Origin of the sequence: Actinomadura sp. SCN-SB (genome assembly GCF_043906805.1) — a bacterium.
Taxonomy (GTDB): Bacteria; Actinomycetota; Actinomycetes; order Streptosporangiales; family Streptosporangiaceae; genus Spirillospora.
The window spans coordinates 1-21600 of sequence record NZ_JBIMPP010000102.1; the positions used below are offsets into that span (position 1 = coordinate 1).

The 21600-nt window shown below is 70.1% G+C and carries 23 protein-coding genes; 17 read left to right on the forward strand and 6 right to left on the reverse strand.

Annotated elements, in window-relative coordinates; all coding sequences use genetic code 11:
* Window positions 1-478 precede the first annotated feature (478 nt).
* Both ACGWYJ_RS36590 and ACGWYJ_RS36595 read left to right on the forward strand, forming a co-directional pair.
* Entirely contained in the window at window positions 479-1378 is a 900-nt protein-coding gene (locus ACGWYJ_RS36590; protein WP_395111153.1) for a recombinase family protein, read from the forward strand.
* A gap of 520 nt (window positions 1379-1898) precedes the next feature.
* Entirely contained in the window at window positions 1899-2057 is a 159-nt protein-coding gene (locus ACGWYJ_RS36595) for a hypothetical protein (protein ID WP_395111154.1), read from the forward strand.
* Between the two features lie 110 nt (window positions 2058-2167).
* Here ACGWYJ_RS36595 and ACGWYJ_RS36600 read toward each other — a convergent pair whose 3' ends face one another.
* Window positions 2168-2398 carry a hypothetical protein gene (locus ACGWYJ_RS36600; RefSeq protein ID WP_395111155.1) on the reverse strand — a complete coding sequence of 77 codons (231 nt, stop codon included), beginning with the start codon at window positions 2396-2398 and terminating at the stop codon, window positions 2168-2170.
* Window positions 2399-2792: 394 nt separating this feature from the next.
* Here ACGWYJ_RS36600 and ACGWYJ_RS36605 point away from each other — a divergent pair, with 394 nt between their 5' ends.
* Window positions 2793-3272 carry a hypothetical protein gene (locus tag ACGWYJ_RS36605; RefSeq protein WP_395111156.1) on the forward strand — a complete coding sequence of 160 codons (480 nt, stop codon included), beginning with the start codon at window positions 2793-2795 and terminating at the stop codon, window positions 3270-3272.
* 388 nt (window positions 3273-3660) lie between these two features.
* On the opposite strand, the gene ACGWYJ_RS36610 is transcribed toward ACGWYJ_RS36605, so the two are convergent.
* Window positions 3661-3897: a winged helix-turn-helix domain-containing protein gene (locus ACGWYJ_RS36610; RefSeq protein WP_395111157.1), complete on the reverse strand. Its 237-nt coding sequence runs from the start codon at window positions 3895-3897 to the stop codon at window positions 3661-3663.
* Between the two features lie 163 nt (window positions 3898-4060).
* On the opposite strand from ACGWYJ_RS36610, the gene ACGWYJ_RS36615 reads away from it, so the two are divergent.
* The 3 genes from ACGWYJ_RS36615 to ACGWYJ_RS36625 all read left to right on the forward strand — a co-directional run bounded on the left by ACGWYJ_RS36615 (window position 4061) and on the right by ACGWYJ_RS36625 (window position 5317).
* Window positions 4061-4345 carry a hypothetical protein gene (locus tag ACGWYJ_RS36615; protein ID WP_395111158.1) on the forward strand — a complete coding sequence of 95 codons (285 nt, stop codon included), beginning with the start codon at window positions 4061-4063 and terminating at the stop codon, window positions 4343-4345.
* On the forward strand, window positions 4342-4464 hold the full coding sequence (locus ACGWYJ_RS36620) for a hypothetical protein (protein WP_395111159.1): 123 nt from the start codon (window positions 4342-4344) through the stop codon (window positions 4462-4464). The genes ACGWYJ_RS36615 and ACGWYJ_RS36620 overlap by 4 nt, the downstream gene beginning before the upstream one ends.
* 322 nt (window positions 4465-4786) lie before the next feature.
* Window positions 4787-5317: a DUF6328 family protein gene (locus ACGWYJ_RS36625; RefSeq protein ID WP_395111160.1), complete on the forward strand. Its 531-nt coding sequence runs from the start codon at window positions 4787-4789 to the stop codon at window positions 5315-5317.
* A gap of 521 nt (window positions 5318-5838) precedes the next feature.
* Here ACGWYJ_RS36625 and proS read toward each other — a convergent pair.
* Window positions 5839-7287 carry a proline--tRNA ligase gene (gene proS / locus ACGWYJ_RS36630; protein WP_395111161.1) on the reverse strand — a complete coding sequence of 483 codons (1449 nt, stop codon included), beginning with the start codon at window positions 7285-7287 and terminating at the stop codon, window positions 5839-5841.
* A 69-nt stretch (window positions 7288-7356) separates the two neighbouring features.
* On the opposite strand from proS, the gene ACGWYJ_RS36635 reads away from it, so the two are divergent.
* The 6 genes from ACGWYJ_RS36635 to ACGWYJ_RS36660 are packed head-to-tail and all read left to right on the forward strand — an operon-like array spanning window position 7357 to window position 13339.
* The gene (locus tag ACGWYJ_RS36635) at window positions 7357-9054 is read left to right on the forward strand and encodes a proline--tRNA ligase (protein WP_395111162.1); all 1698 of its coding nucleotides are present in this window, start codon (window positions 7357-7359) and stop codon (window positions 9052-9054) included.
* Between the two features lie 24 nt (window positions 9055-9078).
* Window positions 9079-10254, forward strand: a complete 1176-nt coding sequence (locus ACGWYJ_RS36640; protein ID WP_395111163.1) for a glycosyltransferase family 4 protein — start codon at window positions 9079-9081, stop codon at window positions 10252-10254.
* 1 nt (window position 10255) lies between these two features.
* Complete coding sequence (locus ACGWYJ_RS36645; RefSeq protein ID WP_395111164.1) at window positions 10256-11038, forward strand: hypothetical protein; 783 nt, start codon at window positions 10256-10258, stop codon at window positions 11036-11038.
* Entirely contained in the window at window positions 11035-11388 is a 354-nt protein-coding gene (locus tag ACGWYJ_RS36650) for a hypothetical protein (protein WP_395111165.1), read from the forward strand. The genes ACGWYJ_RS36645 and ACGWYJ_RS36650 overlap by 4 nt, the downstream gene beginning before the upstream one ends.
* The gene (locus ACGWYJ_RS36655) at window positions 11388-12512 is read left to right on the forward strand and encodes a glycosyltransferase family 4 protein (RefSeq protein WP_395111166.1); all 1125 of its coding nucleotides are present in this window, start codon (window positions 11388-11390) and stop codon (window positions 12510-12512) included. Before ACGWYJ_RS36650 ends, ACGWYJ_RS36655 begins: the two co-directional genes overlap by 1 nt.
* Window positions 12509-13339, forward strand: a complete 831-nt coding sequence (locus ACGWYJ_RS36660) for a hypothetical protein (RefSeq protein ID WP_395111167.1) — start codon at window positions 12509-12511, stop codon at window positions 13337-13339. Before ACGWYJ_RS36655 ends, ACGWYJ_RS36660 begins: the two co-directional genes overlap by 4 nt.
* Here the strand turns inward: ACGWYJ_RS36660 and ACGWYJ_RS36665 are convergent.
* From ACGWYJ_RS36665 to ACGWYJ_RS36675, 3 genes are read right to left on the reverse strand one after another with little or no spacing between them, the layout of a single operon-like run.
* On the reverse strand, window positions 13334-13882 hold the full coding sequence (locus tag ACGWYJ_RS36665) for a YceI family protein (protein WP_395111168.1): 549 nt from the start codon (window positions 13880-13882) through the stop codon (window positions 13334-13336). The genes ACGWYJ_RS36660 and ACGWYJ_RS36665 overlap by 6 nt on opposite strands.
* 34 nt (window positions 13883-13916) lie before the next feature.
* Entirely contained in the window at window positions 13917-14150 is a 234-nt protein-coding gene (locus ACGWYJ_RS36670; protein ID WP_395111169.1) for a DUF6158 family protein, read from the reverse strand.
* 56 nt (window positions 14151-14206) lie between these two features.
* Window positions 14207-15820 carry a bifunctional phosphatase PAP2/diacylglycerol kinase family protein gene (locus ACGWYJ_RS36675; protein ID WP_395111170.1) on the reverse strand — a complete coding sequence of 538 codons (1614 nt, stop codon included), beginning with the start codon at window positions 15818-15820 and terminating at the stop codon, window positions 14207-14209.
* Window positions 15821-16059: 239 nt separating this feature from the next.
* Between ACGWYJ_RS36675 and ACGWYJ_RS36680 the strand changes: the two genes are divergently transcribed.
* The 5 genes from ACGWYJ_RS36680 (at window position 16060) to ACGWYJ_RS36700 (ending at window position 21547) form a co-directional block, all read left to right on the forward strand.
* A complete protein-coding gene (locus ACGWYJ_RS36680) occupies window positions 16060-17031 on the forward strand; it encodes an ABC transporter permease (protein ID WP_395111171.1) in 972 nt (323 codons plus the stop codon).
* Window positions 17024-17854, forward strand: a complete 831-nt coding sequence (locus tag ACGWYJ_RS36685) for an ABC transporter ATP-binding protein (protein ID WP_395111172.1) — start codon at window positions 17024-17026, stop codon at window positions 17852-17854. Before ACGWYJ_RS36680 ends, ACGWYJ_RS36685 begins: the two co-directional genes overlap by 8 nt.
* A gap of 198 nt (window positions 17855-18052) precedes the next feature.
* On the forward strand, window positions 18053-19453 hold the full coding sequence (locus tag ACGWYJ_RS36690; RefSeq protein WP_395111173.1) for an ABC transporter substrate-binding protein: 1401 nt from the start codon (window positions 18053-18055) through the stop codon (window positions 19451-19453).
* Between the two features lie 64 nt (window positions 19454-19517).
* A complete protein-coding gene (locus ACGWYJ_RS36695) occupies window positions 19518-20600 on the forward strand; it encodes an ABC transporter ATP-binding protein (RefSeq protein WP_395111174.1) in 1083 nt (360 codons plus the stop codon).
* A complete protein-coding gene (locus ACGWYJ_RS36700) occupies window positions 20597-21547 on the forward strand; it encodes a carbohydrate ABC transporter permease (RefSeq protein WP_395111175.1) in 951 nt (316 codons plus the stop codon). Before ACGWYJ_RS36695 ends, ACGWYJ_RS36700 begins: the two co-directional genes overlap by 4 nt.
* The last annotated feature ends 53 nt before the right edge of the window (window positions 21548-21600 follow it).

The window sequence follows — 21600 nt, forward strand, 5'->3', positions numbered from 1 at the left end:
AAGAGTCTTACCCCCGAGCTTCTAATTGCAAGCACGAGCTGCGCTGTGTTTATTGGCAAGCACGAGCTGCGCTCCTCGCCTGGCGGCTCGTCGCTTGTCGCGCTTGCGGCGATCGCTGCATCGCTCCGACTCGCCCGGTTGACCACCTAAGTACCGCAAGGATCCCCAGCTCAGCGGGGGTTTCCGGACTTGGGAGGTGTACCGATGCGGATCGTAGCCACGTACCGGGGCAAGTCGCACGCCACCACGGCGGACACGCGGGACCTGAACCCCCGCACGCTCTGTGGACGGGACGCAGCGCAGATGTCCGAACGCGCGGGCGCTCCGGTGACGTGCTCGCAGTGCGCGTCGCCTGCCGGACGCTCCCGCTCCCGCCGCCCCTGCGAAGCGCACGGTTGCGCCCTCCCGCCCGGCCCGCGACGCGGTGACCGTGCCCGTGACGCACACTGGAGCCGTGCCGACCACTACCCCCCTGCGCGTGTACGTGCTCTCCCGGAAGTCCGCCAAGGAAGGGCCGGACAACGCCAGCGAGGCATCCCAGCGCCGTGAGGGCATCCAGTGGTGCGAGGCCAACGGGCACGTTGTGGCTAAGGCGGACGGGGACAACGAACCCGCGTCGGGCGTCACCAAGGAGGTTGATCTTCCCAAGCGCGCTGAGGCTCTGCGCATGTTCCGCGACGGCGAGATTGATCTGACCTGGGTCGCCAACCAGTCCCGAATCTCCCGCGAAGGTGCGCTCAAGGTCGCTGCGCTGATCGGGGAAGGCTTCCGCTTCTACATCGCGAACCGTCGTCTCGACACGGCGACGCTCCCGAACCCGGATGATGACTTTCTCGGGTGCGTGCAAGTCCTGTTCGAGGCGGACGCGGACCGGAAGCTCTCGCTCGCGATCTCGGAGAACGTCCGCCGTTCCCGCGTCCTGTACCACGACACGGGCGCGTGGTCGGGCCGCGCTCCGTACGGGACCCGCGTGGTAGGCGTCAAGGCCGCGCGCCGTCTGACGAACGACCCGCACACGTGGCCCGTGGTCGTGCGCATCCTGCGCGACACGGCGAACGGTGTATCGCGGCGCGAGCTTGCCCGTGCGCTCACTGCGGAGGGCATTCCGTCGCCCGGGTCGTACGAGCGGGACCCCGAAACGGGCCGGACGGTCGTCCGCGAGGTGAAGCCGTGGGCGCTGGGCATGATCACGCGAATCGTGCACCACCCTGTGTACGAGGGGTGGCTGACCGTCCGGGAGCATGGCCGTGATGTGGTCTACCGGCACTCACAGACCGGTGACCGGGTGTGGGCGTTCGCGGACGAGCCGAGACGATCCCTGCTGACCTGGCCGCGCGGGCGCGCCAGGTGGGAAGCGAAGCGGCCGACCCGAAGATGAAGCGGAAGCCGGGCGGTACTGCCCACCTGCTCACAGGCATCACCACGTGCGCCGGATGTGCGGCGCGCATGCCCGTGTCGGGCGTGTCCCACGTGTGCGGGTCCAAGCTCACCGCCAAGCCATGCCCGTCCCCCGCGTCGGTCCGCCGTGATTTGCTGGAAGCCACCGTGATTCAGGCATGGTACGGACGGGTGGCCAACCTGGACCCTGCCGACGATGCGGATCAGGGGCTTCTCGTCGCGCTCGGGGAGCGTTGGCGAGCCAAGCAGGATCCGGCGAGCGAGGCAGCTCTGCTTGCCGCGCGGGATGTCCTTCGCGCCGCTGAGAAGCGCGTGGCACGTCTTCGTGATGACCGTGACGCGGGACTGTGGGACGACGACCCTTGCCGAGTACGGCGCTCGTCTCAAGCGTGCTCAAGCGGACGTGCGCGAGGCTGAGGCCAACGTCGCAGCTCACACGCCTGACAAGCTCGTGGTCGGTTGGGGACCGAGAAGATCACCGCCGGTGGGACGCTGCCGATGTGGAGGAACGGCGGGCGCTGATCCGGTTGGCGATCCGCGAGGTGCGGGTGTTCAAGGCCCCGCGCTCGGGTGCCCCGTGGGACGCGGAGAAGCGGGTTGAGATCACGTGGGCGGACGGCAGCGTGACGCGCCCGCCGAACGCCGGCCCGAAGAAGTGAGGGCACAGCGCGTAGCGCGCTGAAATCGCCGGAGACGGCACAACAGAAGTCCCGGGAGCCCGCGTAGGGTCCCGGGACTTTTGGCGTTCTGGGCCGCGCTTAGCGGCGCGCTAGTCGTCGTTCGTGGCGAACCTCGTAATGTGCTCTGCCTCCATGACGATCGCCGCGCCCGGCTCCAACAAGGACTCGTCCTGATAGATCGTTGCGAGCGCGGCCATTTCGACGGCGTTCGCTTCCTCCTTGGCGATCGCGCCCCGATGGACAAGATCTATTGCCCAGTCCGTGAGCTGGAAGAACAGCGAGTCGATGATCTCCGCGTCGGCTGTCTCGTGGTTGGCCATTGCCAAGTCTCCTTGGTCGCTCGGGTCGCGTGCTTGGGAAATGTAGCCTACCGCGTCCCGAAAACGCAATTTGTGTGCAGCGCTGCACAGTTTCCGCGTGAGTGACTCGCATTTCTCAACCATTTCCACGTCTGCAAGTTGACTTGCGCACCTCACGCCCCCGCCCGCCGACGCTCGGGCGAACCGCCAGCGTCGCATGGGGCTCGACTCCCGTCCGGCTCCAGGGCAAATCTCATCCAGGATTCCGCCGCGATGACTGAGAGTGGTCACCCCCCTCCCCTATGGCCCTCAATAGAGGGCCGTGAAACGGTAGGGAGTTACCACCAGCGCGGCAGCGTGCGCGCAGTAACGCCCCAATCGACTTAGCGTAACCATTTCAATGAACGGAGTGACCATGGCGGACGAGCCGCTGAACCCACCGCCCCCAGAACCACTCGGCGAGCATGGGAAAGCTCTATGGGATTCGATTGCTGAGCACTTCATCCTGCGCCCTGATGAGCACCGTACGCTCGCGAATGCGTGCAAGCTGGCCGACCAGGTGGCCAAGATGGAGCGCGTCCTGGATGACGCGGGAAATGACCTCATGATTCCGGGGTCACGGCCCGGAACGTATGTAGCCCACCCCATCCTCGCGGAGCTGCGCATGTCCAGGCAGGTAATGAGTCAGCTTCTCGCTCGGCTGGATATCCCCGACAGCGAGAAGGCGGACGACGCGACACCGCTCACCGCGTCCCCAGGCGGCCCGAAAGGCTGCACGAGCGCGATGGGATCGGAGGCGGAGTGGCTAGGCGTCCGCGTAATCAGGAGCCGCCTCCTGCAAAGCCTCGCGTCCCGGAGCGTTTCCGTGCGGCGGCGTTTGACGGCTTACTTGTAGTCTACGCGGGCGGTGATCCTGGGCCGTTTCTTCGCCGCGAAGAGGAGTTTACGAAATGGGCCGAGGAACACCGTCCCGGCGAGGATCCGCTGGAGCTTATGTACGAATAGGCGACGCCTCTAGCTGCGCTGATCCCATTTGTCGCCACGCCGTTTCCACCGCGCTTTCCGCGAGACGACATCGACGACACCGCACGTCAACGCCGTGCCGCGCGAGTCGCCGGCAAAGTTTACGCAGGTCAGGGCTGGTTTCCGCCAGCGTTGACACGCGCAACGCCAGACGACAACCAGATTCTGCCGGGTTGACGCCCGGCGACAACGCTTTACGAGGGGTTCCCAGCTAGGGGCTTCTCGTGTCGCGGGTGTTGTGCAGCGCTGCACAAGTGCGGCTACTCGTCGTCGGGTGCGACGAACACACCCCGCCCGCGCACACCGATGACCTCTCCCGACTCGCGGAGGATGGCGAGCGCATCCGTGACGGTTCTCGCGGAGATGTCGAACTCGTCGGCTAGCTCCTTCGCGGTCGGCAGTTTGGACCCGCGTGGGTACTCTCCGCTTCCGATCCGCTCGCGTATCACCGCCACGAGCTGATCCCGCAACGGTTCGATGCCGTCCAAACTGCCCATACCACAACGCTACGGTGCTGCACGCAATGATTCCGTTCGCTTCTGTACGCTTCTCTTCTCAACCTTGCGCAACCCTGCCAAGCTGGGGTGACAAGCGGTCCCGGGGACGCGGACACGTCCACCGGGACCTAGGACCAACCGCCTACAAGGGAGGCGACGGACCATGGCAGACAAGACTACGGCGCAGGTGTCCCGACGCTGGGCCGGACCGGTACGGACGGGCGACTACTGGACGGCACGGCTCACGGTGGCGCTTTCACCCCGCGAGGTCCGGGCAGGGCTGGAGTCGGTCGTGTTCGGACCGGATGCGCACGCGTGCGCGCGGGAGGCGCACCGTCAGGACCGCGTGTGGTGCGAGTTCCCGCTGAGGACACGCGACCGGGACGGAGCGCGGCGGCGCTTGGCGTTCCTCGCGGGCGCGGACGACACGGCGGGAGGCGAGTCATGACGACGCTCGTGATGGCCCTGCTCATCATCGGTGTGGCACTGGTGACCGGATCCGGTACCGCGCTCATCGCGTCCCACCGCCGTCGCGGCTACGTCGGCAGGCACCGCGCGATGTGGTGACGCTCCCCTAGACGGCCGCCGCACATCGTCATCCATCGTCGGCCCTCGCGATGTGGGGCGGCTTGGTCCCGCTTCTGTGTGATGAGCACGGGAGCGGGGCCGCTCCATACAGGGACCGCGTGGTACGGCGAAATCTTCGCTACTTAGGTGTTCACTCGGGCTCGCCCAGGGGCTCGCTACGCGATCAGGTCCTCGCAAGCTCGGACCTGCCTTCGGTCGCGATCGCAGCGCTTGAGCGACCGTTCGTGGCTGAGGCCGGTGGTCAAGGTCTCTTGCGCGTCAAGAATCGCCTAAATCGGTTTCCTACGGGTATCTCGTGTTCATGCGGACGATCGGGGAGAACACCCGTAACGAGACTGAGCATGAGCGGCTCGACCGGCAGCTCATGGAGCTTCTCCAGGGCTTCCGAGTCGCGGTGACGGGCGTGCAGGTGCTGTTCGCGTTCCTGCTGACGGTGCCGTTCGCGCCGGGCTTCGACCAAGTGGACGACGGCGGGCGGATCCTGTTCTACGTGGCGCTGTTCGGTGCGGCGCTGGCCTCGATGTTCTTCATCGCCCCGGTGATCCAGCACCGCATCCTGTTCCGGCTGAACCAGAAGCCGCTGCTGATCCGGCGCGCCAACCGATACGGGATCGGCGGCGCGCTGGCGCTGGCGGTGGCGATCTGCGCCTCCACCACACTGATCATCAAGACCCTGGTGTCGGACGGGGCGGCCGCCGTCACCGCTACTGCGGTGGTCCTGCTGTGCGCCTGGATCTGGTTCATCCAGCCACTGCTGTCCCGCCGCGCCGCCACCGGCAGCTTCCGTCCCGGCGCCGCCGACCGTCGACGGGAAGTCGCCAACGATGGCTAGCCCCAAAACCATGACCGCCCACCTCAGCCCGTCACCCCAGCCCCGGACGGCGCTCAAGCGCTGCGATCGCGTCCGAAGGCAGGTCCGAGCTTGCGAGGACCTGATCGCGAAGCGAGCCCCTGGGCGAGTCGGAGCGATGCAGCGATCGCCGCAAGCGGGACAAGCGACGAGCCGCCAGGCGAGGAGCGCAGCTCGCGCTTGCAATAGACAGAGAGTCGGAGCGATGCAGCGATCGCACGCGGTGCCGGAGAAGGAGGGCGCCCAGCGCCCGACGCCGCAGGCACCGCCAATAAACACAGCGCAGCTCCCGGCTGCGTCAAACACCTCTCGCAGCTACCTCAGACCGTCACCCCAGCCCCGGACGGTCGCCCAAGCGCTGCGATCGCGACCGAAGGCAGGTCCGAGCTTGCGAGGACCTGATCGCGAAGCGAGCCCCTAGGCGAGTCGGAGCGATGCAGCGATCGCCGCAAGCACGACAAGCGACGAGCCGCCAGGCGAGGAGCGCAGCTCGTGCTTGCAAATTAATACGCCTTGCCGAAGATGACGCGTTTGCCGTAGGCGGAGGGGCGGTTGCATTTGATGCAGGTGCCGGTTTCCTCTGGGGCGTCGGTCGGGATGACTCGGGGGGTGGCGGCGGTGTCGGCTTTGATCTCGTCTTCGCATTCGGAGCGGCCGCAGTGGAAGACTCGGGCCCAGCCGCCGTTGACCTGGCCGGCGAAGTCCGCGTAGTCGTCGATCACGGCGGTGTGGGTGTCGCGGAACCGTTCGGCGCGGGCGAGGAGGAAGGACTGGAAGTCGCCGAGGATGCGCGGGAGCAGTTCGGGCACCTTGTCGAGGGGGATTTGCTCTTTGCCCTGGCCTTCTTCGGTGGGGAGGCGGCGGGCGAGGGTGGCGACGCCGTTGTCGAGGTCGCGCATGCCGAGTTCGATGCGGACGGGGACGCCGCGCATCTCCCATTCGTTGAATTTGAAGCCGGGGGAGAGTTGGGGGCGGTTGTCGTCGACGTGGACGCGGATGCCCATGGACTTGATCGCGGCGCCGAGTTTGCGGGCTTCGGCGGCGGTGCGTTCACCTTGTTCCTTGCGCCCGATGGGGACGATCACGACCTGGTAGGGGGCGAGGCGGGGCGGCAGGACCAGGCCCTTGTCGTCCCCGTGGGTCATGATCACGCCGCCGATCATGCGGGTGCTCAGTCCCCAGGACGTGGTGTGGGCGAGCTGGAGCCGGCCTTCCTCGTCCTGGTACTGGATCTCGAACGCCTTGGCGAAGTTGGTGCCGAGGTAGTGCGAGGTGCCGGATTGGAGGGCGCGCCCGTCCCGCATCATGCCTTCGATGGTGTAGGTGCGGACGGCGCCGGCGAAGCGTTCGCCGGGGGTCTTCTCCCCTGCCACGACGGGGATGGCGGCCAGGTCGCGGGCCACGGCGGCGTAGGCGTCGAGGGCCCACATGGTCTCGCGCATGGCGTCGGCCTCGTCGGCGTGGGCGGTGTGCCCTTCCTGCCACAGGAACTCGGTGGTGCGCAGGAACATGCGTGGCCGCATCTCCCAGCGGACCACGTTGGCCCACTGGTTCAGCAGGAGCGGCAGGTCGCGGTGCGAGTCGATCCACTTGGCCATGTACTCGCCGATGACCGTCTCGGAGGTGGGCCGCACGATCAGCGGCTCCTCCAGTTCCTTGCCGCCGGCGACGGTGACCACGGCGAGCTCGGGTGAGAAGCCCTCGACGTGCTCGGCCTCGCGCTTGAGGTAGGACTCGGGGATGAACAGCGGGAACACGGCGTTGTCGTGCCCGGCGTCCTTGATCCGCCGGTCCAGGTCGGCCTGGAGCAGTTCCCAGATCCGGTACCCGTAGGGGCGGATCACCATCGTGCCGCGCACCGGCCCCCGGTCGACGAGCTGCGCCTTGATGACCAGCTCGTTGTACCAGGCGGAGAAATCCTCGCTCTGCGGCGTCACACCTTCTCGACTCACGCCCCCGAGGGTACTAAGTACCCGCGCCTAACCAGGACGCATTTGCGCCGCCCAGTACAATCCCCGCCCATGCGCTGGTCCCAGGCTCACGTTCCGACGTTGCGCGAGGACCCGGCCGAGGCCGAGGCGGTGAGCCACCGGCTGCTGGTGCGGGCGGGGTACGTCCGGCAGCTGACCGCGGGCCATTACTCGCTGCTGCCGCTGGCCGTCCGGGTCCGCGCCAAGATCATCGATGTGGTGCGGTCGGAGATGGACGCGGTCGGCGGGCAGGAGATGCTGCTGCCCGCGCTGCATCCGGCGGAGCCGTGGCGGCGTTCGGGACGCTGGGAGCTGATGGGCCAGGAGATGTTCCGGCTGCGGGACCGGCGGGGCGCCGAGCTGGCGCTGGGCATGACCCATGAGGAGATCTTCGCGACGGTCGCGCGGGAGCTGGGCTCCTACCGGTCGCTGCCGCAGCGCTGGTACCAGTTCCAGACGAAGTTCAGGGACGAGCCGCGTCCCAAGGGCGGTCTGATGCGGACGCGCGAGTTCACGATGAAGGACGCCTACAGCTTCGACATCGACCGTGCTGGGCTGGACGCGTCCTTCGCCGCCTTCCACGGTGCGTACACGCGAATCTTCGAGCGGCTGGGGCTGCCCGTGCTGGCGGTGGAGGCGTCGAGCGGGACGGTGGGCGGGTCGGACTCCGTCGAGTTCATGTGTCCCGCCGAGGCCGGTGAGGACCGGGTCGCGCACAGCCCCGCCTGCGGGTACGCGGCCAACATCGAGCGCGCCACGTCCAAGCTTCCCGAGGTCACGGATGCTCCCGGGCCGCCCGCGCCGGAGCCGTTCGACACCCCGGGCGTGCGGACGATCGACGATCTGGCGACCGGTCACGGCGCCCCTGCGGACCGCCAGATCAAGACGCTGGTCTACGTGCTGGACGAGCGGCCCGCCCTCGTCCTGCTCCGGGGCGATCATCCGCTCAACGAGCAGAAGCTGGTGGACGCGACGGGCGCGACCGCCGTCCGCGCCGCGGCCGCGGAGGAGATCCGCGGGTGGCTGGGCGCGCTGCCGGGCAGCCTCGGCGCGGTCGGGGTCACCGATCTCCCGGTGATCGCGGACGAGGCGCTGCGCGGGCGCCGCGACATGTTCACCGGTGCCAACCGCGACGACGTCCACCTGCGCGGGGTGGACGTGGAGCGCGACATCCGCGTCGGCGCCTGGGCGGATCTTCGTGAGGTCGCCGAGGGCGAGCCCTGCCCGCGCTGTGGGGAGCCGCTGCGGATCCTCCGGGCGATCGAGGTGGGGCGCATCGTCAAGCTGGGCGACCGTTACGCCCGCGCCTTGGGCGCCGAGGTCCCCGACGCGGACGGACGCCAGGTCCCGCTGGTCATGGGGAGCTACGGCATCGGGGTGGAACGCGCGATGGCCGCGATCGTCGAGATCCACCACGATGACCGCGGTGTCGTCTGGCCGCTCGCGGTCGCCCCGTACCAGGTGGTGATCGTGGTGGCCCAGACCGACGACGAGGCGACCGCGCGGGCCGGCGAGGCCCTTTACCGGGATCTGCTCGCCGCCGGGGTCGAGACCATCATCGACGACCGTCCCGAACGCGCCGGCGTGAAGTTCCGTGACGCGGAGCTCACCGGCATCCCGTGCCGGGTGACGGTGGGCAGGCGCGGGCTGGCCGAGGGGGCGGCCGATGTGACGCGGCGGTCCACGGGGGAGAGCGAGAAGGTGGCGCTGGACGAGGTCGTTGGCCATATCCGGCGGCTACTCGGGTGATGATCGGGCCGGTAGAGTTCCTGCGTGCGGGTGGAATCGGAGCATCGGGCGGCCTATGTCGCGTTCGACCGATTCCCTGCGGAGAAGGGCTCGGCGATCCACATCGCCGAGATGGCCGACGAACTCTTCACCCGGTACGACGGCGGGCTGCTGGCGGTGCTGGGCGGCCCGGATCTGCCGCGCTACCAGCGGGAACCGGGCGGGCGGGAGATCGCCAGGTTCGCCGAGCCGATCCCGAACCTCCTCGACCGGGCGGAGGCGTTCTCGTCGTGGGTCGCCGCGCATCTGGCTCCTCACCTGGGGACGCTTGAGGTCTGCCACGTCCGGGACCCGTGGGGCGCGCTGCCCGCGGTGACCGCTCCGGGACGGCGGCACCGGGTGGTGTTCGAGGTCAACGGGCTGCCGTCGATCGAGATGGCGCACACCTGGCCGCTGGCCTCGCCGGGCACGCTGGGGAAGGTGCGCGAGCTGGAGCGGTTCTGCCTGGAGCGCAGCGACGCCGTGGTGGTGCCCTCGTCCGTGATCGCCGAGGCCGTGGGCCGTCTCGGGGTGGAGGACGGCAGGATCCACGTGGTGCCCAATGGGGCGGATCCGGTGCGTCCGCCGCGTCCCGGGCGTCCGGCGGGCGCGCCGGGCCGGTACGTGATCTATGTCGGGGCGGTGCAGCCCTGGCAGGGCGTGGACGTGCTGCTGCGGGCCTTCGCCCGGCTGGCGGACCTGCCTGACCTGCGCCTGGTGGTCTGCTCGTCGGTGCCGGAGCGGCGGTGCAAGCCGCTGCGGCGCCTGGCCGAACGGCTCGGCGTGGACGAGCGGGTCGACTGGATGTACACGCTGCCGCACGCGGAGGTCGCGGCCTGGCTGGCGCACGCGGAGCTGTCCATCGCGCCGCTCACCGGGTGCGCCCGCAACCTCGACCAGGGCTGCGCCCCGCTGAAGGTGATCGAGTCGATGGCCGCCGGCACCCCCGTGGTGGCCTCGGACCTGCCCGCCGTACGGGAACTGATGGCCGACGGCGAGCACGGGCGGCTCGTCCCGGCCGACCGGCCCGCCGACCTGGCCCGCGCGGTGCGGGTCCTGCTGGAGTACCCGGACGCGGCCAGGGCGATGGGCGAGCGCGCCCGCCGCCGCGTCGAGGACGAGCTGACTTGGGAGCATTCGCGCGCCCTCTTGCGCGAGGTCTACGGTTCGGTCGAGTCGTGAGGTGGTGACCGCGATGTTCTGGCGCAAGCAGCGATCGGCGATCGACGCTTTGCATCCCCTGCACCAGTCGCTGATCTGGCACAAGGGCCTGTCGGGCTCGCTGCGCCCGGCCGACTGGGCGCAGTTCGTCGCCAGTCTGGCCGGGCACTCGGCCGCGGTGCGGCGCCGCAAATGGAGCCTGCCGGGCCGGACGGCCACGGTGCTGGTGCCGCTGATCCGCGTGCTGTGCGAGGACATGGGGCCCGGCGGGGTGTTGTCGATCAACGCCGATCTGCGCGGCCCCACCGTCCAGGGCAAGGTCGGTCCCGCGCGGCAGGTGCCCGTGCCGCCCGACAGGATGCGGCAGGGCCGGGGGTTCGTGAAGACGGCGGGCATCACCTCGATCTCCGAGTCGTGGGCGTACGACCCGTGGCTGTGGATACGGGCGGAGCTGCGGGACAAGAGCGTGCTGGAGGTCGCGGCGGCCGACCGCGTCCGCAACCGCCGGATCAGCAAGGTGAACGCGCGCGGCAAGCACAAGACCAAGCACAAGACCAAGGTGACGAGCGTGCTCACCGTGACCAGGCGGCTGCCCGCCGGGGCGGTGACGCACCAGCCCGCTACCCGGCCGCCGCGCTGGGTCCGCGTGAAGATGCGGCCGGGCCACAGGACGGTCATCACCGCGCGCGGGAAGCTGAGGGGCGCACGGGAGGATGCCATGGCCGAGGCCATCCTGATGCTGTCGGCGGAGACGTTCCGGTGGACGCGGCCAGGCGCCACCCAGCCCATGGGGAGGGCCACGTGAACCAGTGCATGGTGACCACCGGCTTTTTCGTGCTGGGCAGGTGCGGGCGGACTTCGGTCTCCGCGTGCCCGCAATGCCGCCGCCTCCTGTGCGGGGAGCACCAGGGTGCCTATGGGCTCTGTCCCGAGTGCAGCGCCGCCCAGGGGTACGGGGCGAACGACCCACACGACCCGCGCTGGGTCCAGAGCTACCGGCGCGGCTACTACCAGCGCTCGTCCCAGACCTACTCCGATCCCAACTGGTACTCCTCGTTCGACTCCTACGATCGGGGAGCCTTCGCGCCGGGCAATGACTACTCCTCCGGCAGCGACTACGACTACGGCGACGATTCGGGGCTGGTCGACAGCTGATGGCCCGCGTCCTGTGGCTGACCGAGCACTACCCGCCCAGCAAGGGCGGGATGGCCGAATCCTGTGACCGCATCGTTCGTGGGTTGCGCGGCTCCGGGGTGGAGGTCGATGTCGCGCACCTGACCCGGCGCGTCCGCCCCTGGAAGGTGGAGCGTGAGCACGGCGGGCGGCTCCTGACCGCACCGCTGGGGGACGACCCGGAGCACGCCTTGCGGCGCCTCCTCGCCGTGTTGGACACGGAGCAGCTCTCCTACAGCCATGTCGTGGCGTTCGGCGGCGCCTACGCGATGCTGGCAGCGCCCGTCCTGTCCGCGTTGCGGCAGGCGCCGCTGATCACGCTGCTGCGCGGCAACGACATCGACATCGGCGCGTTCTCGCTGCGCCGCCGGGGTGTGCTGGTGGACGCGCTGCGGGCGTCCGCCCAGGTGTGCGTGGTGGCGCGCTCGCAGGCCCGGCTGGTGACGGCGCTGGTACCGGACGCCGCCGTGACCTGGGTGCCGAACAGCGTCGACACCGCGAACTGGCTGATCCTGCCGTCCGAGCGGGAACGCGCCCGCGCCTGGAGGGCCGCCAACGTGCCCGACGGGCGCCGCGCCCTCGGGCTCATCGGGCAGCTCAAGAACAAGAAGGGCGTCGGCTTCCTGCTGGAGGCGCTGCTGGCCTCGGGCCACGCCGAAGCGTTCCACCTGGTGCTCGTGGGCGAGGTCGAGGAGGGCGTCACCGACTTCCTCTCGGCCCGCGCCGACCGGTTCACGTGCTCGTTCCTGCCCTTCCTCGAACGGTACGAGCTGCCGTGGGTCTATGCCGCCTGCGACCTGGCGGGGCTGCCGTCCTTCTATGACGGGATGCCGAACGTCGCGCTGGAGGCCGCGGCGCTGGGCGTCCCGCTGCTGGCCTCGGACGCGGGCGGGCTGGCCGACGTGGCGGACGAGGAGATCGGCTTCGTGTTCCCGGCCGGGGACGCCCACGCCTGCCGCGCCGCCGTCGACCGCGCCGCCCGCGCGAGCGCCGAGGAGCTGGCCAAGCGCGGAGCGGCGGGCGAGGAGCGGATCCGCCGCGACTTCACCCCGGCCGCCGAGACCGCGGGCTACCTGCGCGTCCTGGCGGAGTCCGGGGCGGCGTGATCGCCTGCTGGGCCGAGGGCGGCGGGCTCGGCCATCTGACCCGGCTGCGGGCGTACCTGCGCGCGGCCGGTCTTGAGGGACGCGCCATCACCGTGTTCACCGGCTCGCCGTTCGCCGGCGATCCCCGCGTGCGGACGGCCTTCTCACGGGTGCTGCGGCCGGACGCCGGCGTCCTGTCGGGCCTCGACGTCGAGGAGCTGATCGTCGACGCGTTCCCGGCGGGGCTGCGGGGCGATCTCACGGCCGCGTCCGTCCCGCCCGGCGCGCGCGTGATCCACCTGGCGCGGTTGCTGCGCTGGGACGCCTACCGCCGCGTCCTTCCGGACGACGCTCCCCGGTTCGACCGTACGTACGTGCTGGAGGACCTGGACCCCGGGCACCTGGCGTACCTGCGGGCACGGTCCGCCGAGATGGCACCGCTGACCTTGGCGGCCCCTCCGGGCGTCGGCCCCTCGGACGTTCCTCCGGACGCGTGGGTGATCGTGCACAGCGGGCCGGAGGAGGAGATCGCCGAGTTGGCGGGGTACGCAGCGGACGTGGCGGCCCTCGAAGGCGCCGACCCCGGCTTCGTGCTGGTCTGCCCGGGTGCGCACCGTCCCGATCCCCTGCCCGCAGGGCTCACCCACCTGGACCGCTATCCGGTGCGCTTGCCGCCGCCCGAGGTGTTCACCGGCATGGTCTTCACGGCGGCGGGGTTCAACGCCGTGCGCGGCCTCGCGCCCTGGCGGGCCATGGGACGACACCGGATGCTGCCCTTCCCGCGTACGTTCGACGACCAGTTCACACGGGCCGCGCGGGCGCGCCACCACGCGGTCGCCCGGTCATAGCCGAAGGTCGAACTCCACGGCGATGTCGTCGGCCAGCTTGAGCGCGCCGAAGAACGCCGAGTAGGGCTTGATCCCCCACCGGGTCTGCTTGACCGTCGCCGAGCCGACGACCCTGCCGTCCTCGGCCCGCGCCCGCAGCTCCAGCGGCTCGGTACGGCCCGCGACCGTCAGCCGTCCCTCGACGGTGAACTCGGCGGGCGTGCCGCGGACACCGGTCGACTCGAAGGTGATCTCCGGATGCTCCGCGGCGCCCAGCACCTTGCGCAGGTTCCCGAGGATCTCGGTCCGGTCCTGGTCGGACAGCGGCAGCACACCACCGGCGCCCTCGCGGACGTCCAGCGCGTCCACCGGCACCCGCATCTCGACGGACGAGCCGTCGGCCGTGGCGCCGGCCACGCTCGTGGCGTCCCCAGGAAGGGTCAGCGTCCCGGACCAGCGGGTGGCCTCGATCGTGAGATCGTGCCCGGCGCGGCGGCCGAGACCGGTCCGGCCGGTCCTGATCAGCAGCCGCCCGCGTTCCGGGCCCAGCTCGATCGTTCCCATGGCGTCACCCTAGGCGAACCCCCTCCCGCGTGTCTCAGCGCGCGCGGGCGCCCGCGCGAAGCCGCTCGGGGTCCACCTCCCGCTCGGGATAGCGGCTCAGGTACTCGGCCTCAAGCTGGTTCGTCCGGCGGCTGTGCTCCGCGAGCGCCTGGTCGGCCGCGTGCCGCAGCGCGTCGGTCCTGGTCTCGTGGAGGTGCCTCAGCTCGCGTAGGAGATCTTCATCGCTGAGCGCGCGCGGGTCGACTCCGTTCGACGTGGCGTCCGGCATCGTCTCCCCTTCTCGATCTCGCCGTGATCTCTCCGGTTCTAGCGCGTCGTACCCGGTCAGGGCCGGGCAAACCCGCCTCCTCCCCGCGACGGCGGGCAGAACACCGCCAGCGCCCCGGGCCGCTTGGTGATGTGGACGGCGGACGGCAGCGTGGTCAGCTCGCCGTCCCTGGCCAGGGTCAGCTTTCCGTCCAGGGACGCCAGGTCCAGCGTGCCCGCGTGCCAGGACAGGTAGCCGGGCGTGAGGTGCAGGTGCCCCGCCAGGACGGCCGCGAGCGCGCGCAGCCGTGGCACCCGCCGCCCCGTGGTGACCAGGCGGATGTCGAGCTTGCCGTCGTCCAGATGAGCGCGCCAGGTGGGGGCGGGGCCGCGCGACCCGTACATGCAGTTGCCGGCGAACCCGAGCCAGACCAGCCTCCGCCGCCCGTTGACCAGCAGCGGCACAGGCTCGGAGCGCCGGAACGTGCGCGCCGCCGCGATCACCAGCGCGGGCCACTTGCCCAGCCGCCCGGCCAGCCGCTCCCGCCGCTCCACCAGGTCGGTGTACGCGCCGAGCCCGGCCGTGTTGAGGAAGATCAGCTCGCCCGTGGAGCCGCCGGAGCCGTCGGAGCGGGTGGAACCGTCGTCCGGCGGGGCGACGATCAGCCCGACGTCGACATGCCCGAGCCGCCCGCCCCGGTACGCCGCGACGGCGTCCTCGGCCGTCTCCAGGCCCAGCGCCCTGGCGAAGTGGTCGAACGTCCCACCGGGGATCGGCAGCATCGGGACGTCGTGCCGCAGGGCGGCGCGCGCCCCGGCGTTCACCGTGCCGTCACCGCCGATCACGCCGAGGATCTCCCCCTGGGCGGCGGCGGCCTCCAGCGCCTTGTCCACGTCCTCGTCCGGGTCCAGCCAGACGATCCGCGCGGCCGGCAGTTCCCGCTCCAGCAGGGAGACGGCGGCCTCGGTCGCGTTGCGCAGGATCGGCACGGACGGCATGCCGGTGTCGGCACCGCCCGCGGTGTCGTTGACGACCACGACCAGGCCCCGCCCGTCCCCGGTGACGGTGACCCGCTCGGTGGAGGTCCTGGTGAGGTGCGCGACCGGCGGGCGCGCCGGCCAGACCAGGCGGGTGCCGATCGCGGCCAGGGCGCCGATCCCGGCACCGGCCAGCACGTCCCCCGGGTAGTGCGCGCCGGTGTAGATCCGGGCGAACGCCACCGCCCCGGCCGTGATCGCCACCGGGACCGCCACGGCGCGCGGCGCCTCCATGGCCACCCCCGTCGCGAACGCCGCGGCCGAGGCCGAGTGCCCGGACGGGAACGCGTGCGAGGTCGGGAGCTTCCACCGGATCCGGATCGGCGGCACCAGATCCACGACGGGCCGGGCCCGCCGGAACGCGTGCTTGCCGAGAACGTTCACCACCGGGCTCGCCACCGCGATCCCGATCGCGCCGCGCAACGCGGCGCGGCGCAGCCTGGCCCGCCGGGTCAGCGCCATCGTCCCGGCCACCGTGAACCACAGCACCCCATGGTCGGCGGCGCGGGACAGCCGGGGCAGCACGTTCTCCAGGCCGGGCAGGTGCGTGGCGGCCACCCGGTCGAACGCCCAGCGGTCGAGCCGCCCGAGCCTGCGCAGCGGACCCTTCCGGTAGATGGCGGGCTTGCGCCGTTCCTCCGTGGCGAGGCTCACAGCGGACTCCGGCGAACCACCGCCACGCCCGCCCGCACGCCCCTCCAGAACCCTGCCGACCAGCGAATATCGGGGGAGCGGCACTACTCTGGATGCCCAGGAACGCCGTTCAAGGTGATCCGCTCGCATGTCGGGGGTATCCCCGGGAGGTCCGACATGATTCACCGAAGATCTCAATTCGGAGATCACATACCGGCGAACGTCTCTCACAGATGGTGGACTGCAATAGGCTTCCGCGCATGAGTCACCCGGAACGGCTCAGCACCTCGGGTGGCGATCCGGCACGCGACACCGCACAGCCTTCCCTGAACGGAGTGGGCGGCGAGTCGCTGGCCGAATTCGCCGCGCGACACGGTCTGACCCAGAGTGCGGCGCGCCCCTCGCCCGGCAAGTACATCCGCGCGCTGTGGCAGCGACGCACGTTCATCTGGAACTTCGCCTCCGCCAAGACCGCTTCCACCTACAGCAGCTCCAGGCTGGGACAGCTCTGGCAGGTGCTCACCCCGCTGCTCAACGCCGGGGTCTACTTCCTGATCTTCGGTGTGCTGCTCAACACCGATCGCGGGATCAGCAACTTCACCGCCTACCTGATCACCGGCGTGTTCGTCTTCACGTTCACGCAGCGCTCGCTGACCGCGGGCGCCCGGTCGATCGGCAACAACCTTTCGCTGATCAGGGCCCTGCACTTCCCGCGCGCCTCGCTGCCGTTCGCGCACGTGCTGATGGAGCTCCAGCAGCTGCTGATCTCCATGGCCGTGCTGCTGATCATCGTGCTGGCCACCGGCGAGCCCCTCACCCTGCGCTGGCTGCTGATCGTGCCGGTGCTGCTGCTCCAGTTCGTGTTCAACATCGGCATCAGCCTGGCCATCGCCAGGCTGGGCGCGTTCGTCCGCGACATCCAGCAACTGCTCCCGTTCATCACGCGGACCTGGCTGTACTTCTCCGGCGTGTTCTTCTTCATCCCCGCCATGGCCCAGCGGTTCGCCGACCAGGGCCACTCCTGGGTGGGGCAGGTGCTGGAGGCCAACCCCGGGGCCGTGTTCATCACGCTGATGCGGTACGCCCTGATCGACAGCTTCCACTCGGACGTGGCGCCGTACGACATGAACTTCACCCAGATGTGGGTGCTCGGCGTGGTCTGGTCGCTGATCGCCTTCCTCGGGGGTTTCTGGTACTTCTACCGTGCGGAGGAGAGGTACGGCCGTGGCTAAGGCGCTCAGGGAGCTGAAAGAGCAGGCACGCGTGAACGGCACGCAGCAGCCCGAGGTCGTGATCGACCCCACCCGCGAGCCGATCGTGGTGGTGGACGGCCTGCACATCATCTACCGCGTCTACAGCAGCGGTGGCGGCAAGGGCACGGCGGCCAGCGCGCTGCTGCGCATCCTCCGCCGCCAGCAGCGGCCCTCGATGACCGAGGTGCACGCGGTCCGCGGCGTCTCGTTCATCGCGTACCGGGGCGACGCGATCGGCGTGATCGGCACCAACGGGTCCGGCAAGTCCACCCTGCTGAAGGCCATCGCGGGGCTGCTGCCGCCCGCGCGCGGCGCCGTCTACACCGACGGACAGCCCTCCCTGCTGGGCGTGAACGCCGCGCTGATGCGCGACCTGTCCGGCTCGCGCAACATCATCCTGGGCTGCCTGGCCATGGGCCTCAGCCAGGAGGAGACCAAGGCCAAGTACAACGAGATCGTGAAGTTCGCCGATCTCAAGAAGGGCTTCATCGACTACCCGATGTCGACCTACTCCTCCGGGATGGGCGCCCGCCTGCGGTTCGCGATCGCCGCGGCCCGCACGCACGACGTGATGCTCATCGACGAGGCGCTGGCCACCGGTGACGCCAAGTTCAAGCGGCGCAGCAAGGCCAAGATCGACGAGCTGCGCAAGGACGCCGGCGCGGTGTTCCTGGTCGCGCACAACCTCGACGTGATCGAGGAGACCTGCAACCGGGTGATCTGGCTGGACGAGGGCCAGATCAGGATGGACGGGCCGCCCGCCGAGGTGCTCCAGGCGTACACCGAGGCCACCGGCAAGTAAGGGCCACCGGCAGGTCACGAGTGCGCGAGGTCCGTCGCGCTCGTGCCGGGGCGTGGCACACGATTTTCCGGCGTTCTGTCGCGTTTGTTATTGCTGTGACGTAAGTCATAGCTGTTGCATGGAGTTACCAATTCGTCGCTGGATGAGAGGGCCGTGCCGATCTAACTTCGGAGGGAGACTTCAGCGAGGAGAGCTCCCATGGCTGATCGGCTCAGCAGACGCGGCTTCCTGACGTCCACCGCCCTCGCGGCCGGCGCGTACGGCCTCACCGCCGGTTGCGCCAGCGAGACCAGCGGCCCCGCCGCCAGGAACACCGGCGGCGCCCCCAAGGAGGTCTTCTCCTCCCCCGGGAGAAAACTCAGCGGCTCCCTCAGCGTCCTGATGTGGAGCCACTTCGTCCCCCGCCACGACAAGTGGTTCGACAAGTTCGCCGCCGACTGGGGCAAGAAGGTCGGCGTCGACGTCCGCATCGACCACATCAACACCGTGGACGTGCCGCGCCGCGCCGCCTCCGAGATCCAGGCCGGACGGGGCCACGACCTGATCCAGCACATCGCCCCGTTCTCCCAGTACGAGCCGTCCGTCCTCGACATGACCGACGTCGTGCAGGAGGCCAACCGGCGGTGGGGCCAGCAGCTCGAACTGTGCCGCAAGTCCAGCTTCAACCCCAACACCGAACGGTTCTACTGCTACTGCCCCGGCTGGTCCCCCGACCCGGGCAACTACCGCAAGTCGATGTGGCAGAAGGTCGGCCTGCCCAACGGCCCCGGTAGCTGGGACGAGCTGCTGCGCGGCGCCAGCGAGATCAAGCGCACCACCGGCGTCCCGTGCGGCCTGGGCCTGTCCCCCGAAACCGACTCCAACATGGTCGCGCGGGCGCTGCTGTGGTCCTTCGGCGCCTCCGAGCAGGACGCCAACGAGCGCGTCACCCTCAACTCCGACGAGGCCGTGGCCGCGGTCGACTTCATGACCCGGCTGTGGAAGGGCGCGGAGACCGAGGAGGTGTTCTCCTGGGTCCCCGCGTCCAACAACCAGCAGATGATCGCGGGCAAGTCGTCGTACATCGTCAACTCGATCTCCGCCTGGCGCACCGCGGCCGGCACCAACCCCGCCATCGCCGACGACATCTTCTTCGTCCCCGCGCTGCGCGGCCCGCGCGCCGCCCTGGCCGCCCAGCACGTCATCCAGCAGTGGATCGTCCCCAAGCACGCCGGGAACCCGGACGCGGCCAAGGAGTTCCTGCTGCACTACACCGCCAACTTCCCCTCGGTGACCTACCACTCCGAGCTGTACGACCTGCCCGCCTGGCCGTCCCTCGTCCCGCAGGCCAACGGCTGGCTGGACAAGGACCCCTACGGCGCCAACCCGCCCAACAAGCTCAGCCTGCTGAAGACCGCCACGTCCTGGAGCGCCAACATCGGCTACCCCGGCCCGTCCAACCCGGCCATCGGCGAGATCTTCAGCACCAACGTGCTGCCCACCATGTTCGGCCGCGCCGCCCGCGGCCAGGTCAGCGCGAAGCAGGCGGTGGAGGAGGCGGAGGGCCAGATCAACCGCATCTTCCGCAACTGGCGCGACCGCCGCCTGGTCGGGGGCTGACCGTGCCCGTGGCCTCGCTTCGCCCGGCGCCCCACGGCGCCCTGATTCGCCGACGGGTGGCCCTATGAAGACCGTTGAGGTTCGGGAGCTGGTGAAGGTCTACGACGGGCACGTGCGGGCCCGTCGGAGACGGACGGGCACCGCGCGGGACGCGGACACGCGCGCCCTGGACGGCGTGGACCTCGCCGCCGAAGCCGGGGAGTACCTTGTCCTGCTCGGGCCGTCCGGGTGTGGGAAGACGACGCTGCTGCGCACCATCGCCGGGCTGGAGCAGCCCACCGGCGGCGAGGTGCTCATCGACGGGCAGGTGGTGAACGGGCTTCCGCCGCGCGTCCGGCAGGTCGCGATGGTGTTCCAGTCGTACGCGCTGTACCCGCACAAGAGCGTCCTGGACAACATCGTCTTCCCGCTCAAGGCAGAGAAGGTCGACCGCGCCGAGCGGGAGAAGAAGGCGCGGTGGGCGGCGGGCCTGCTGGGCATCGAACCGCTGCTGGAACGGCGTCCCCGGCAGCTCTCGGGCGGCGAGCGGCAGCGGGTCGCGCTGGCGCGGGCGCTGGTCCGCGACCCGGCGGTGTTCCTGCTGGACGAGCCGCTGTCCAACCTGGACGCCAAGCTGCGCGCCACCGCCAGGGACGAGCTGCGCCGCTTCCAGGAGCGGGTCGGCACCACCACCATCTACGTGACGCACGACCAGGCCGAGGCGATGGGGCTCGGCGACCGCATCGCCGTTCTGGAACGCGGCAAGGTGCGTCAGGTCGGCACTCCCGTCGAGGTGTACGACGATCCCGCCGACACGTTCGTGGCGACCTTCATCGGCTCGCCTCCCATGAACCTGGTGCCCCGGTCCGACCGGCTGGTCGGGTTCCGTCCCGAGCACCTGCTGCCCGCCGAGGTCGTCCAGGCGGACGAGCGGGTCACGATGCCGCTGCGGATCGAGCGGATGGAGTACCTGTCGGGCGACCGGCACGTGTACGGGACGGTCACCGGCATCGGCGAGGAGACCCGGGTGATCGCCCGGCTGCCGGCCACGGTGACGCTCCCGCTGAGCGCCGGGGAGACCCACGAGTTCGCCGTGGAGGCGGGGCGGCTGCGGTTCTTCGACGCCGAGTCGGGCGTGCGGGCCGAACCGGTGAGGCTTTCCGCATGACCGGCGAGCCCATGACGACGCTGAAGGAGGCGCCGCCCGTCGAGCGGGCCGCCCCGGTGCGGAAGGCCGGGCTCGCCGACCGGGAGGGATTCCTGGCGTGGGCGATGCTGCTGCCCTCCGTCGTCTACATCCTCGCGCTGGTCGGGGTGCCGTTCGTCCTGGCGATCGCGTTCGCGTTCTCGGACGTGACCACCGGCGACCCCTCCTTCGACTGGGTCGGGTTCGCCAACTTCGACGCGATCTTCGACGACGGGGTGTTCTGGCGGTCGCTGACCAACACCCTGGTCTTCACGCTGGTGTCGATGCTGCTGATCGTGGTGTTCGGCAAGATCCTGGCGAACATCCTGGTCGCCGACTTCCGCGGCAAGTGGGTGGTGCGGTTCCTGGTGCTGCTGCCCTGGACCACCCCGGTCGCGCTGTCCACGATCTCCTGGCTGTGGTTCCTGGACTCGATCTACTCCCCGGTCGACTGGGTGCTGCGGCGGCTCGGGCTGATCGAGGACAACGTGGTGTGGCTCGGCGGCCCCGGCACCGCGATGGCCTCGGTGATCGCCGTCCATGTCTGGCGGCTCACCCCGCTGGCCGCGGTGATCGTGATGGCGGGCCTGGTGGCGATCCCCCGCGACATCGACGAGGCGGCGCGGATCGACGGCGCCGGTTTCTGGCGGCGGATGTTCGAGGTCACCATCCCGATGACGATGCCGGTGATCGCGGTGTCCGCGCTGTTCGGCGCCATCCTGACGTTCACCGACATGACCGTCTCCTACGTGCTGACCCGCGGCGGTCCCACGCACGCCACCGACGTGCTGGCGTCCTGGGCGTACTTCCGCGGCATCGAGGGCGGCGACGTCGGCCAGGGCGCCGCGATCGCCCTGTTCCTGTTCCCGCTCCTGCTCGCCGCCGCCATCGCGATTCTGAGGGCTGTACGCCGTCTGGGGGCGTCATGACCGAGCGCAGCGAGGGCATGGCGCCCCCAGACCCTTGCCCGGGGGTCTGGGGG